Source organism: Mesorhizobium sp. M0659 (assembly GCF_040320605.1).
Taxonomy (GTDB): domain Bacteria; phylum Pseudomonadota; class Alphaproteobacteria; order Rhizobiales; family Rhizobiaceae; genus Mesorhizobium.
Genome location: NZ_JAMYPY010000005.1, coordinates 211678 through 225322, shown reverse-complemented (window position 1 = coordinate 225322; position 13645 = coordinate 211678). Strand labels below are relative to the sequence as shown.

Annotated in this window: 14 protein-coding genes; 11 read left to right on the top strand and 3 right to left on the bottom strand. The window is 61.7% G+C overall.

The annotated features are described in order from the left end of the window. Together NKI31_RS10850 and NKI31_RS10845 are read right to left on the bottom strand one after the other, a co-directional pair. Positions 1-1035: an ABC transporter substrate-binding protein gene (locus tag NKI31_RS10850; protein WP_352651479.1), complete on the bottom strand. Its 1035-nt coding sequence runs from the start codon at positions 1033-1035 to the stop codon at positions 1-3. A gap of 156 nt (positions 1036-1191) precedes the next feature. After that, a complete protein-coding gene (locus NKI31_RS10845) occupies positions 1192-1533 on the bottom strand; it encodes a DUF768 domain-containing protein (protein ID WP_023696361.1) in 342 nt (113 codons plus the stop codon). 188 nt (positions 1534-1721) lie between these two features. Between NKI31_RS10845 and NKI31_RS10840 the strand changes: the two genes are divergently transcribed. From NKI31_RS10840 to NKI31_RS10825, 4 genes are all read left to right on the top strand, one after another. Continuing rightward, a complete protein-coding gene (locus NKI31_RS10840) occupies positions 1722-2678 on the top strand; it encodes an NAD(P)/FAD-dependent oxidoreductase (RefSeq protein ID WP_352651478.1) in 957 nt (318 codons plus the stop codon). 165 nt (positions 2679-2843) lie between these two features. Beyond that, a complete protein-coding gene (locus NKI31_RS10835) occupies positions 2844-4130 on the top strand; it encodes an SDR family oxidoreductase (protein ID WP_352651477.1) in 1287 nt (428 codons plus the stop codon). Next, a complete protein-coding gene (locus NKI31_RS10830) occupies positions 4130-4612 on the top strand; it encodes a DUF2269 family protein (RefSeq protein ID WP_023681104.1) in 483 nt (160 codons plus the stop codon). Before NKI31_RS10835 ends, NKI31_RS10830 begins: the two co-directional genes overlap by 1 nt. A 110-nt stretch (positions 4613-4722) precedes the next feature. Then, positions 4723-5049 (top strand): low affinity iron permease family protein, encoded by a 327-nt coding sequence (locus tag NKI31_RS10825; RefSeq protein ID WP_023687797.1) that lies wholly within the window; start codon positions 4723-4725, stop codon positions 5047-5049. A gap of 215 nt (positions 5050-5264) precedes the next feature. On the opposite strand, the gene NKI31_RS10820 is transcribed toward NKI31_RS10825, so the two are convergent. Beyond that, positions 5265-5540, bottom strand: a complete 276-nt coding sequence (locus NKI31_RS10820) for a hypothetical protein (RefSeq protein ID WP_023667991.1) — start codon at positions 5538-5540, stop codon at positions 5265-5267. Between the two features lie 217 nt (positions 5541-5757). Between NKI31_RS10820 and NKI31_RS10815 the strand changes: the two genes are divergently transcribed. Genes NKI31_RS10815 through NKI31_RS10785 form a run of 7 tightly spaced genes read left to right on the top strand, consistent with a single transcriptional unit; the run spans position 5758 to position 13632 of the window. After that, complete coding sequence (locus NKI31_RS10815; RefSeq protein ID WP_023733216.1) at positions 5758-6864, top strand: NAD-dependent epimerase/dehydratase family protein; 1107 nt, start codon at positions 5758-5760, stop codon at positions 6862-6864. Further along, entirely contained in the window at positions 6861-7934 is a 1074-nt protein-coding gene (locus NKI31_RS10810; RefSeq protein ID WP_352651476.1) for a GDP-mannose 4,6-dehydratase, read from the top strand. Before NKI31_RS10815 ends, NKI31_RS10810 begins: the two co-directional genes overlap by 4 nt. After that, the gene (locus NKI31_RS10805; RefSeq protein WP_023729531.1) at positions 7931-9223 is read left to right on the top strand and encodes a TIGR04295 family B12-binding domain-containing radical SAM protein; all 1293 of its coding nucleotides are present in this window, start codon (positions 7931-7933) and stop codon (positions 9221-9223) included. The genes NKI31_RS10810 and NKI31_RS10805 overlap by 4 nt, the downstream gene beginning before the upstream one ends. After that, a complete protein-coding gene (locus tag NKI31_RS10800; RefSeq protein WP_031209094.1) occupies positions 9208-10308 on the top strand; it encodes a glycosyltransferase family 4 protein in 1101 nt (366 codons plus the stop codon). Before NKI31_RS10805 ends, NKI31_RS10800 begins: the two co-directional genes overlap by 16 nt. Positions 10309-10310: 2 nt before the next feature. Then, a complete protein-coding gene (locus NKI31_RS10795; RefSeq protein ID WP_352626565.1) occupies positions 10311-11441 on the top strand; it encodes a CgeB family protein in 1131 nt (376 codons plus the stop codon). Next, positions 11438-12532, top strand: a complete 1095-nt coding sequence (locus NKI31_RS10790; RefSeq protein ID WP_352626563.1) for a CgeB family protein — start codon at positions 11438-11440, stop codon at positions 12530-12532. The genes NKI31_RS10795 and NKI31_RS10790 overlap by 4 nt, the downstream gene beginning before the upstream one ends. Beyond that, positions 12529-13632, top strand: a complete 1104-nt coding sequence (locus tag NKI31_RS10785) for a CgeB family protein (RefSeq protein ID WP_352651475.1) — start codon at positions 12529-12531, stop codon at positions 13630-13632. The genes NKI31_RS10790 and NKI31_RS10785 overlap by 4 nt, the downstream gene beginning before the upstream one ends. The last annotated feature ends 13 nt before the right edge of the window (positions 13633-13645 follow it).

Below are 13645 nucleotides of genomic sequence, written 5' to 3'. Positions count from 1 at the left end.
TCAAGCCGGTATGGCCCGGAAGACACCAGGATCGAGGCTCGTCGCCTTGCCGACCAGATCCTCGCCGCCCAATTCGGCCAGGATTGCAAACAACCGGGCCGCGCCATCACGTTCGTCTTTGCCGAACCGACGAGGGATTCCGGCTCGATAGGCGGCGCGTAACGCCGCCTGTAGGTGAGGATCGTCCGTGCCCAATTGGGGCGCGAGCACCCGCCATTCGTCGTCCGAAGACTCGAGCAGCGACTTCGCTGCCGCGGTCGCGCTCGTGAATCGCGCGAGGGCTACCGGGTTGGCCCGCGCCCAGCTTTCATGGAAGACGTAGCCGAGCATCGGCAAGTCCACGGATACGCCAAGCCCCTGCAGGATTTGCGCGACACTGAGCAGAGGCCTTGCCCCCTCTGACTCGAGACGGGCGGCGAAATTCCAGAACGTCAGCAGTGCATCCAGTCGCCCCGCCAGAAATTCCTGCTCCAACAAAGGCGGCGCGCCGAACACTGGCTCCACCTCTTCAGCAAGATCGCGCTTCACCTGACGGAGGCCGAGCGCGCGCAATAGGATCCAGCTTTTGTCCAGCGGACCACCTGCGATCCCCAGCCTTTTGCCCTTAAGGTCCGCAAGAGTTCGAATGGGCGAGCCTTGCGGCAGTTCCAGCGCGCCGACGGCACGAGAATAGGGATAGAAGACCAGATCAGCGCCTTCGCTGCGCTGGCGCATGACCCACACCCAGTCCGAAACGATGACGTCGACGCTGCCCGCCAGCAATGCGGTCTTACCGGCTTCGGTACCGGCAAGCCGCTGAGCCTCGATTGATACGCCGTGCACAGTGTCCAACGCATGTCGCCGCATGACGTCAACTTCCCAGGCGGCGGTGCCAAATCCCAGCACGCCAAATCGCACGAGCGGCGATGGCTGTGGCGCGGCTTCTGCGGAAGGACCCAATAGCCAGCAACAAATACCCGCAAGAGCGGCCCGCCGCGAGATGTGACCCTGATCATGCCGGGTCAGCCATTCGCCTGGAAGGGTAGCAGTCAGCACGGGCGCACCGGGTGTGAAGGAACTTTCCTAACGCGGTGGCGGCAGGAATGTTCCTCGATGGTGCATGGAACTAACGGGAAAGCACCTAAGGTCCGTTTTTCGGCTCGTATGGCAGTCCGGGGGCTTGTTCAGGCGAACAGAAGAAGGTGTCAGGGGCTACGGTCCGCTCTTGGCATCATCGACCTCCAACGCGTCCATTACAGGTGCCGGATCGCTCTTTTCCGAGCTCGGGCTCTGCACCCCGGACCCGGCGTTCTCGATCGCTTGCACGATAGCATCTTCGATGTTTCCGAGTTCGTCCTCCCTTACTTCACGCCCATAACCAGCCACCTCGGCATCCTGCTCGAATTGCTGAGCGAGCACCGCGACGCTGACTTCCTCTCGACCAGGAAGTGTGCCGACATTCTCCTGTAGCCAGTTTTGAAAAAACTCTCTGGTCGCGCTCATCTCAGACCACCCTTTCGCCAAACTAAGCGCGACGGTGAGCCGAAGTTCCATGATGCGTTCACTTTCCCAGTGGTGCTGTACTCACAGCGTTGGGAGCCACGAGGTTTTTGCAGGCTTGATGAGGCAGTGGCCTTTCTCTTCACGACTCGATTGGAGTTCACTCTTATTGTGCAGTGTGCATCCTGATTGCGTCCATTTCGACCCTGTGGAACAAGCTCGTTGAGTTGAAGTTAGGCCCGATGCCAAGCTTTCCGGGCGAACCAAGCTTTTCGGGCGCACAAGTTTTTGACGTTGCCATCGTCGGCGGCGGCCCCGCGGGGCTCGCTGCAGCCATGTATTTAGCCAGGTTTCTGCGTTCGGTGATCTCGCTCGACGCGGGGCATGCGCGTGCCAAGCTCATCCCAAAATCCCGTAACTGTCCCGGCTTCCCCGACGGCATCAGCGGGGAAGAACTGCTCGGCCGCCTACGAGCCCAGGCACAGCTATACGGCGCGAGCCTTGTCCATGGTTGCGTAGGCCACGCCGAAAAACGCGAGGGGTTTTTTGTTCTGACGACCACCTGCGGGATTGTCCAAGCAAGGCGCGTGATTCTGGCAACGGGCATTGTGGACAAGGCACCTCCCATTGAAAGACTGGAGGAGGCGATCGCAACCGGCATTGTCAGACTGTGCCCGGTTTGCGATGCATATGAGGCCCGGGGTAGCCGCATCGGCGTTGTTGGTCCGGAGCATCTCGCCGTCAGGGAGGCTCTGTTCCTGAAGGGATATGGCAGTCAGGTCGCCTTGCTCGCCAATAACCAGGATGATGTTTCCGAAGCTGCCCGCGGCGCCGCCTTGGCAGGCGGAGTTGAAATCTGGGACGCTGTCGATGACCTGATCCCTCGACGAACCGGGTTCGATGTCGTCATGGCCGAGGGCGCCCCGATGCGCAACATCGATGTGGTGTACCCTTCGATGGGCAGCGACGTACGCTCCGAACTAGCGGTTGCTCTGGGGGCTAACTGTGACGCAGAAGGCTATGTCCTGGTCAACCGACACCTTGAGACTTCAACGCCAGGACTCTATGCCATTGGCGACGTGGCCGAGGGGCTCAATCAAATTGCTGTTGCGTTCGGAGACGCCGCCAAGGCTGCAACTCACATTCATAACGACCTCCGCGATTGCGCCGAGCCGGCGACGAACTTCCGGCGAAGTTGACCTGCAGATGCGAACGCACCGTACCGGCTCACCTTTGGCTGCGTTGATGCCCGGAACCTGTTCCACCCGGCGTGAGACTACCGGCTTCGGCTTTGCTAGAGTTCTCTCAGCCGCAGCCGCTGGGTTGGTGGAAGGGCACGCGCTGGTGAACGGCTGGAGGAATGAATGAAAATTCTCGTCACCGGCGCGTCAGGTCTGATTGGAGCCGCGCTTTGCGCGCGCCTGGCCGGCGAGAGACATGAAGTGGTTCGCGTGCTTCACCACGCAGACACTGGCGTCCACCCGGAGATCCCTACCGCTTTTGTGGATATGGCGCGGGCCTTGCGACCTCAGGACTGGACCCCCTATCTCGCCGGTGTGAACGCCGTCGTAAACTGTGCCGGCGTCCTGCAGGATAGTGCCCGGGAAAACACCCGGCATGTCCATTCTACCGGCGCCTCGGCTCTCTTCACCGCGTGTGAGCAAGCAGGTGTGAACAAGGTGATTCACTTTTCTGCCATCGGGGTCGATCGCCAGCAGCCGTCCGCCTTTTCCGCCAGCAAGCTTGCTGGCGATGAAGCACTGATGGCACGTAGCCTTGACTGGGTCATCCTGCGCCCCTCCGTAGTACTGGGAAGGCCGGCCTTCGGCGCAAGTGCACTTTTTCGCGGCCTCGCGGCGTTGCCGCTCTTGCCGTTGATGCCCGACACGGGCCGTCTCCAAGTCCTCCAACTCGATGACGTCATCTCCACCGTCCTGTTCTTCCTCAAACCCGGCAGCCCATCGCACCTCACGCTGGACCTGGCTGGGCCCGAGGCACTTTCGATGAGCGAGGTCGTGGGTCGCTATCGCCGCTGGTTCGGATGGAGCAGTGCTCGGGAGTTCATCTTGCCGAATTGGGCCGCAGCTATCTTGTACAGGTTCGGGGATGCCGCGGCTCAGTTGGGCTGGCGCCCGCCGATGCGCAGCAATGCAGCAAAAGAGATTGCCCGTGGCGCTGTCGGCGATCCCCAACCCTGGATGACGGCGACCGGCATTCAACCATCAAGTCTTACATCTGCACTGCGTTTAAATCCTGCGACCGTGCAGGAGCGATGGTTCGCCGGTCTTTACTTCGTCAAGCCGGCGCTCTTTGTCGTCTTGCCGCTCTTCTGGATCATGACCGGCATCATTTCCCTCACCGCCGGCTGGCGCAGCGGAGTTGACTTGCTGATTGGCACTGCCGCCGGCCCCTTGGCCGAACCGGCGGTAGTCGCCGGCGCGCTGGCTGACATCGCCGTCGGGGCGCTTATCGCCTGGCGCCCAACCAGCCGGCTTGGTCTTTTCGGCGCAATCGCGGTATCGCTTTTCTATGCGATCGCTGGGAGCATTCTGCGGCCGGATCTTTGGCTTGAGCCACTCGGGCCGTTGATCAAAATCCTCCCGATCCTCGTTCTGCATTTTGCAGCGCTGGCCATTCTGGAGGAACGCTGATGATGTACTTCGTGCTTAAATACCTGCACGTGATCGGCGCTGCTGTGCTGCTCGGAACTGGTGCCGGCATTGCTTTTTTCATGCTTTTGGCACACCGGACCGGGAATGCCGCGACGATCGCAGCTGTCGCCCGAATTGTCGTGCTGGCTGATTTCCTGTTCACGGCTACGGCCGTTGTCGCACAACCTCTGACCGGACTGGGCCTCGCTAGGGTTGCGGGGTATTCGCTGTCCGAAGGATGGATCGTTCTCTCGATCCTGCTCTACATCTTAACGGGCCTGTTCTGGCTGCCTGTCGTGTGGATGCAGATCGAGATGCGAAATCTAGCCACACAGGCCGCACTCTCCAACCAACCTCCTCCCGAGCGCTACCATCAGCTGTTCAGACGCTGGTTTGTCTTCGGCTTCCCAGCTTTCGGCGCCGTCCTCGCCATTTTCTGGCTGATGATTGCGCGCCCGGCAATCGAGTGGTCATCGTTGTAGCTGCGATCGGCAAGCACTGCGCCATGAATTCATCCGTCGCGCCTAGCTGGCTCCTGCCGGCGCGATGCACTGCCGTCGGGAACCACGGTCACTGCCGCGAGTTCTTTCGCATGGCCAATCATCCCGTCACCGGCGTGCTTACCTCAATCGGCACATTAACCTCCCGCCCCGCGGCATTCCTGATCCTGTTGGTCTACGCAATCCTTTGGATGATCTTCGAGCGACAGACCCTGGACTGGCATGGAGCGGCTACCTTGTTTACGTGGGCCATGACGCTGTTCATCCAGCGTGCCGAGCACCGCGACACTCAGGCCATTCACGCCAAACTGGATGAGATCCTGCGATCAGACCACAATGCCTCGAACATCACGCGGATCGACGATGAAGAGCCCGAGGAAATCGAAAAACACCGCCACCGCAAGCAGCAGGACGACTGATGAGCGGCGTTTTGGTTTCACGGCAGGACGAGTAGCGGGTTTCCAGCTTTTGACGCCTATCCAGCCCCGCCGCCTCCTGCGCTCAGGGCCAAGGCCTTCGATCGTTGCTGCGGCTGTGGTTCAGCGACGGAAGGATCGGAGCCCCTATTGTTCCACCGCATCCAGAAAAATTGGCCCGAGAACCAGGTCGGGCAAATCGGCCGGCTCGAAATGCGTCATTCGCCTTTCTGGTTGCGCTCAACGAACTTGTTGAAACGGCTGGTTTGTCCGTCACCAGTCTTGGACTGGTAAAGAAAGGCCAGATCGTTCTCGTCGAATATGCGGAAGAACTCGTCCCATTCCACCGGCTCGAATGCTTCCTCGGGTTTGCCGAAGTCGATCCGCAGGATGCCGCCCGCCCCTTTGGTGCGAACCACTGCCGGCCGTCCATCCCGCTCCTCGGCCCATTTGCGGATTTCGTCGTGATTGGTGGTCGTTTGCGACTGGGACATTGAAATCTCCTTTGATCATCGGCGTTGCCAACATCGGGCATCGTCGGGGCTGCCGGCGTCCTAACAGCACAAGGGCGGCAATGTTCCGGCACGGCGCGGCGAGCGCGATGTGGCTGCTTCCGGACGAAGCCGGCCAAAGGAACTTTGTTGAAGCCAAGGGAACAAACCTTTTGCCGAAAAGTTCGGGTCGCCAAGATTACCTGTCTGAGGAGTGGTCGTGAAACGGATATTGGTTACAGGGGGCTGCGGCTTCATCGGCCGGCATGTCGCCCAGGAACTCATCGAGCAGGATTATTCGGTTCGCATTTTGGATGTGCTGCTGGAGCAGGTGCACGCAGGCGAAACAGTCGCCCTTCCCGCCGGGGCCGAGCTGATCAAGGGCGACATTCGGGACCGGGAGGCAGTCGCCAAGGCGCTGGAAGGCGTTGACGCGGTCATTCATCTGGCCGCGGAAGTCGGCGTCGGACAGTCGATGTACGAGATCGCGCGCTATGTCGGCACCAACGATCTCGGCACGGCGACGCTGCTTGAGGCGCTGATCAAACACCCGGTCGAGCGCATTGTCGTCGCCTCATCGATGAGTGTCTATGGCGAGGGCCTCTATGCTACATCGGACGGCCGGCGCATCGACAATGCCCGGCGCAAGGCGAGCGACATCAAAAACGGACAGTGGAATCCGCTGTCGCCGGAAGGCGAACCCCTCTCCCCCCTGCCGACGGACGAGGAAAAGCCGGTCGATCTCGCCTCTATCTATGCACTGACGAAATACGCCCAGGAACGCGCCGTGCTGATCTTCGGCGAAGCCTATGGCATCGATACGGTCGCGCTGCGCCTGTTCAACGTCTTCGGCGCCGGCCAGGCGTTATCGAACCCCTATACCGGCGTGTTGGCCAATTTTGCTTCGCGTCTCGCCAACGGCCAACGTCCAATGATCTTCGAGGATGGCGAACAGAAACGCGATTTCGTCCATGTGGATGACGTCGCCCGCGCCTTTCGTCTTGCGCTGCAGCAACGCCAGGCAAGGGGTCACGTCATCAACATCGGCAGCGGCCGAGCCTATGCGATCAGCGACGTCGCGCGGGTACTTGCCGAGGCCATGGGAACGCCGGACCGCTCGCCAGAACTGCTCGGCAAGGCGCGCTCCGGCGATATCCGCAACTGCTTCGCCGATATATCCAAGGCCCGTGAGCTGCTCGGTTTCGAGCCGAGGCAACAACTGGAGAATTCGCTCGCCGATTTCGTTTCCTGGGTGCGCAACTCTTCCGCCATCGACCGCGGCGCCGACATGAAACGCGAGCTCGAAGAACGTGGGCTGGTGTCATGAATACGCGCAATCGACGCGCCGCCCCGGTCGCCATTGTCGGCGGCAGCGGCTTCATAGGATCGAACCTGGCCGACAGCCTGTTGTCGGATGGCGAGCCGGTGCTGGTGATCGATAATCTCAGCCGCCCCGGCGTCGAACAGAACCTTGAATGGCTGGCGCAAAAGCACGGCAGCCGCCTCATGGTCGAAACCATTGACGTGCGAGACGCCAACGCGCTTGCGCCCGTTCTGAAGAGTTCCAAGGCGATCTTCCATCTGGCCGCGCAAACCGCAGTCACAACGAGCCTGGTCCAACCGGACGAGGATTTCGACATCAACCTTCGAGGAACGTTCAATGTCCTCGAGGCGGCGCGGCTGAGCAGTGAGTTTGTTCCGGTGGTCTTCGCCAGCACCAACAAGGTCTATGGCAGCCTGCCCGACGTCGCGGTGCGCGAGGACGGCGATCGTTACCTGCCTTGCGATGGCATCATCCAAGCGAATGGCATCGACGAGACCCACGGCCTGGATTTCTGCACGCCCTATGGCTGCTCCAAAGGCGCGGCGGACCAATATGTGCTCGACTATGCCAAATCCTACGGCATGCCGACGGCGGTGCTGCGGATGAGCTGCATTTACGGGCCGCGCCAGTTCGGAACCGAGGATCAAGGCTGGGTCGCGCACTTCCTGCTGAGTGCGCTGACGGGACGTCCAATCACCATTTACGGCGACGGCAGACAAGTGCGCGACATACTGCATGTCTCCGATGCGGTCGCCGCCTACAGGGCCACGCTCGATCGTATCGAGACGACCAAAGGACAGGCATTCAATCTTGGCGGCGGCCCCGATAATGCGATCAGCCTGCGCATGCTGTTGAGCGAGATCGGTAGCTTGACCGGCCGTGAGCTTTCGATCCGCCATGATGGCGAACGCACCGGCGATCAGCCCTTCTTCGTCGCCGACACCCGCAAGATCAAAGCGATGCTTGGCTGGAAAGCTCGTGTTTCATGGCGCGAAGGCATTCGCGATCTCGCAGACTGGCTGCAACAACACCGGCTCCAGCCTCGCCCCGAAGTCGTGAGGTACGTCGCATGAAAATCGCCCTGGTAAACCCGTTCTGGACCTATGACGACAGCATCTATTTCGGCTGCCGCCAACCACATCTCCCGCTGGAACTCGGCTATTCGAAATCCCTCCTCGAAACAGCCGGCCATGAGGTGTTGATGCTGGATGGGCAATTGCAGAAGCTCGACAACTCGGACCTCTCCGAGCGTGTGGCTGATTTCGCGCCTGCAATGACGGTCGTCAGTACCGCCCCGACTTATCTGTTCTGGCGCTGCGCACCACCCGAGTTGCGCGTGCCGGCCGATTTCCTCAACCGTCTCGCCGGGCGCGGTGGACGCACAGTCGCGGTCGGGCCGCATGGCTCGGCTACGCCCGCGCCAACCTTGCGCAAGCTTGGCGTCGACATTGTTGTGCGCGGCGAATGCGAGGAAATCGTCGCGGAACTTGCCCGGCGCGACGACTGGAGCGCGGTCCCCTCGACCGCTTACCTGCGCGACGCCAAGGTGGTTTTGAACGGCGGCGTCCACGCCAGCTCGTTTGTCGATCATCCGCCACTCCAATGGCCATCAGACTGGATCGCAGCCCATTCGCATCACCATCACAGGTTCGATGACAAGCAGGTTGGGTTCGGCGCGGAGGTCGAAGCATCGCGCGGCTGCCCCTACAATTGCAGCTTCTGCGCCAAGATCGATTTCCGCGATGCCTATCGCCGCCGCAACCACGAGGCGGTCATAGCGGAAATCGATGGGCTGATTGCCCAGGGCGTCGGCTACATTTATTTCATCGATGAAATCTTCCTGCCGCAGAAAGCGCTGCTGGAAGCGTTGATCGATCGCGACGTGAAGTTCGGTGTGCAGACCCGCATCGACCTTTGGAAACCCGATCTGCTGGAACTGCTCGGTGCGGCTGGCTGCGTCTCCATCGAGGCCGGCCTCGAAAGCCTGACCGTGGAAGGTCGTGCGATGCTGGCGAAACGCTGCCGGCTGGGTACCGAGGAACTTGCCGCGCTGCTCGTCAATGCCAGGCGTCACGTTCCGTTCGTACAGGCCAATCTGATCGGCGTCGTCGAGGATGACCCTGCCCTTGTGGACTACTGGCGAACGCACCTCATCGACAACGGCGTGTGGGCCAATGAACCCGTACCGCTTTATCCATATCCGAGTTCGCCAAGCTATCGCGAGCTTTGGGGCGAACCCGACGACCTCGCCTGGGAGCGCGCCCATGATCACTATCTCGCATCATTCCAGAAGTTCAGCGACATCCAGGAAAGGCGCCCGCGTCCGCTGGCGGAACTGGAGGCGACATGTTGCGGACACTGACGCCGCGCTCGCGGCGCATCCTGATGACGGTCGACGCCGTGGGCGGCGTGTGGCGCTATGCGCTCGACCTGGCCAGGGAACTTGTCAACGGCGGCGATACCGTGGTGCTTGCCGGCCTCGGTCCGCCACCGTCCAGGCAGCAGGCCGACGAGGCGGAGGCTTTCGCGAAGCTGATCTGGCTGAACACGCCGCCGGATTGGATGACCCGCAACGGCGGTGATCTCGACGCGCTGCCGCGGGAGTTGCATGCGCCCATGCGCGACCACGCCATCGACCTTGTCCATTTCAACGCGCCTTCGCAGGCAGCGGGATTCGACGCGCCATGCCCGGTCGTGGTGGTCTCCCATTCCTGCGTGACGACTTGGTTCCATGCGGTCAGAGGACAGGCGGCGGATGGGGCATGGGCCTGGCAGAAGGAGCGCAACAGACGCGGCATGGATCGGGCCGACGCGGTCATCGCGCCGAGCCGCAGCCACGCCGACATGCTAGAGACCTGCTACGGCCCGATCGCGCGCTTGAGTGTGGTCAGAAATGGTGCCCGTCCTCTGCTGAATGCCGAAAAGCACCAACCGCTCGTGTTCGCTGCTGCCCGCTGGTGGGACGAGGGCAAAAATGCCGCGGTGGTCGACCAGGCGGCGTCCCTGACGCGATGGCCTCTGTTTGCCGCCGGGTCGACGAACGGCCCAAACGGCGAGCATGTCAGCTTCAGCCATGCTGTTCCTCTGGGAGCAGTGCCGTCCGACGAGGTGCGTTCGTTGATGGCTCGCGCCGGCGTTTTCGTATCGCCATCGCTCTACGAGCCATTCGGCCTGGCCGCGCTGGAAGCCGGCATGTCGGCTACGCCCCTGGTGCTTTCCGATATCGCCACCTATCGCGAACTATGGGACGGGGCCGCGATGTTCTTTGACGCGCGCGATCCGCACGATCTCGCTGCCTGCCTCAATCGTCTCTCCAGCGATGCCGAGCTCCGGCGAGAGCTTGGCCAGGCAGCCATCCGACGCAGCCGCAGGTTTAGGCTGACAAAACAGACAGCGGCCATGCGCGGCGTCTACGACAAAGCGGCCTTAGCGATGGCGGAGCGCTGATCATGCGCTTTGTGTTCTACACCCATTCGGTCGTTTCCGACTGGAATCATGGCAATGCCCATTTCCTGCGCGGCGTCATGCGAGAGCTGGTCCAGCGCCGGCATCAGGCGATTGCGCTGGAGCCGGCGGATGGCTGGAGCCGGTTGAATCTGCTGGCTGAGAAGGGGTCGTTCGCCATCGAACGCTTCCGCAAGGATTTCCCCGAACTGATGCCGGTGACCTACGATGCCGGATTTGATCATGAAGCCTGGATCGCTGAGGCCGACGTTGTGATTGTTCATGAGTGGACGGATCCGGAGCTTGTCGCACGTATTGGCCGTGCCCGGGCCGCCGGCGGCAACTTCATCCTTCTTTTTCATGACACCCACCACCGGGCCGTGTCGGCGACCGAGGCGCTCTCGGCGCTCCGGCTGGAGCACTATGACGGCGTTCTCGCCTTTGGCGAGACCTTGCGTGAGAGCTATTTGCGCGCCGGCTGGGGCAAGCGCGTCTTCACTTGGCATGAAGCCGCGGACGATCGCCTGTTCAAGCCGCACCCGGAGATCCGCCCCACCTCCGATCTGGTCTGGATCGGCAACTGGGGCGATGATGAGCGGACCGCCGAACTCAATGAGTTTCTGATCGAGCCGGTGCACGATCTCGGCCTTGATGCCGCTGTTCACGGCGTACGCTATCCCAAGACCGCACTTGCGGATCTGGCCACCGCAGGACTGCGCTATGAGGGGTGGATTGCCAATGCCGACGTGCCGAAGGCTTTCGCCGCGCATCGTGTCACCGTTCACATCCCACGGCGCCCCTATCGCGAGAGGTTGCCCGGAATCCCGACGATCCGCATGTTCGAGGCACTCGCCTGCGGCATTCCGCTGATTTCAGCGCCATGGTCCGATGTCGAGCAGCTTTTCAGGCCCGGTGTCGACTTCCTGTTTGCCGAGAATGGCTCGCAAATGCGGCAACAGCTTCGGACGGTGTTGTCCGACGAGGACTTTGCGGCCTCCCTGGTGACCTCGGGTCTCGAGACCATCCGCTCGCGGCACACCTGCCGCCACCGCGTCGACGAGTTGCTCGGCGTGCTCACGCAATGCGGGAACCGACACACCGCCGTCCCGACAGCCGCAAAGGAAGCCGTCGCATGAAGATCGCATTCTATGGATCGAGCCTTTTGTCGTCCTACTGGAACGGTGCCGCGACGTACTATCGCGGTTTGCTCAAGGCACTTTCGCAATTGGGTTACGAGATCACGTTCTACGAACCCGATGTCTACGACCGGCAGAAGAACCGCGACATCGAAGCTCCCGACTGGTGCACTGTCGTCGTTTACGAGGCGACCCAGCATGCGCTGATGCAGGTCGCGGCACGTGCCGCCGGCGCCGACATCGTCGTCAAGGCGAGTGGCGTCGGTTTCGAAGACGAGGCGCTGCTTCGCGCCGTTCTCGACCACGCCCGCAGCGACGCGCTTGTCGTATTCTGGGACGTGGATGCGCCAGCCACGCTTGCCCAGTTGCGCGACGAGCCGGACCACCCGCTCCATCGTGCACTGCAGGAGATCGACCTCGTGCTGACCTATGGTGGCGGCGATCCCGTTGTCTGGGCCTATCGTGCCATGGGCGCCAAGGAGTGCGTGCCCATCTACAATGCGCTCGATCCCGAAACGCACCATCCGGTCGCCAGCAAAGCGCATTTTGCCTGCGACCTGGCGTTCCTCGGAAACCGGCTGCCGGACCGTGAAGCGCGTGTCGAATCGTTTTTCCTCGATCCCGCCAGCCAGCTGCCGAAACAGCGTTTCCTGCTCGGAGGCTCGGGTTGGGGCGACAAGCCGCTCCCCACCAATGTAGGCTGGCTCGGCCATGTCCGCACCCGCGATCACAACGCCTTCAATGTCACCCCAAAAGCCGTGTTGAACATCAGCCGCGACAGCATGGCCGCCAACGGTTTTTCACCGGCCACGCGAGTGTTCGAGGCGGCCGGCGCGGGCGCCTGTCTCATCACGGATGCATGGCTGGGCGTGGAACTGTTCCTGAAACCAGGCGAGGAGATCCTGGTCGCGCGTGACGGCGGCGATGTCGCCGAAATAATGCGCTCGCTGACCCCCGGGCGGGCCAAGGCAATCGGCCAAGCCGCACTTCACCGCGTGCTGGCGGACCATACCTACGCGCTTCGGGCGGATGTGGCGGATGCCGTCTTCAAACGTCATTTCGAGCACGGGGCCGTGGAGGCAGCGGAATGACCAAGAAACTGGACATCGTCTTTCTCGGCCTGTCGCTGTCCTCATCCTGGGGAAACGGCCACGCCACGACTTTCCGGGGTCTTTTGAAAGGCTTGCACGGACTCGGTCACCGGGTGACTTTTCTGGAGCGCAACGTGCCCTGGTACGCCAATCACCGCGATCTGCGCGATCCGGAGTTCTGCGCCTTGCGCTACTACGAAACCACTGCGGAGCTGCAACGCGACTACGCACAGTGCCTGGAGCAGGCCGACATCATCGTCATCGGATCCTTTGTTCCAGAAGGACGCCAGGTCATCGACATCGTCGCCTCGCTTTGCAAGGGGCAGCTCTGCTTTTACGACATCGACACCCCGGTGACCCTGGCCAAGCTTTCAGCCGACGATTGCGATTATCTGAGTTCGCGGCAAATTCCGTATTTCGATGTCTATTTCTCCTTCACTGGCGGACCAACGCTCAACCATCTGGCGCAAGACTTCGGCGCGCGCCATGCCGAACCTCTCTATTGTTCGGTCGATCCAGAACGGCATCACCCGACAGGAGATCCGATCCGCTGGGATCTCGGCTATCTCGGCACCTACAGCATGGACCGGCAGACAACGCTGAACGCTCTGCTGCTCGAGCCCGCACGGCATATGCCGAACCTCCGTTTCGTCGTGGCCGGCTCCCAATATCCATCCGACATCATCTGGCCGGGCAATGTCGAACGCATCGAACATTTGCCGCCAGCCGATCACGCCGCGTTCTATAGCCGTCAGCGCTACACGCTGAATGTCACACGCAGTTCCATGATCACCGCAGGATGGTCGCCCAGCGTGCGCCTGTTCGAAGCGGCGGCTTGCGGCACGCCCATCGTCAGCGACCACTGGCCAGGGCTCGACAGCTTCTTTCCCGCATCGGCGATCCACACCGCCGCGGAGACGGACGAAGTCATCGATATCCTCGTTGGCGAGTCCGAGCGCGCACGCCTGGCCATGGCCGGCCGGGCTCGCAAACTCGTCCTCGCTTCCCACACCGGTGGGGCCAGGGCTCGCGAATTCGTGGCGGCGCTGACCCAACCAAGGGCGACGGCCCTCGATCTCGACATTGGAAGTGCAGCATGAACGGCAGACAGGA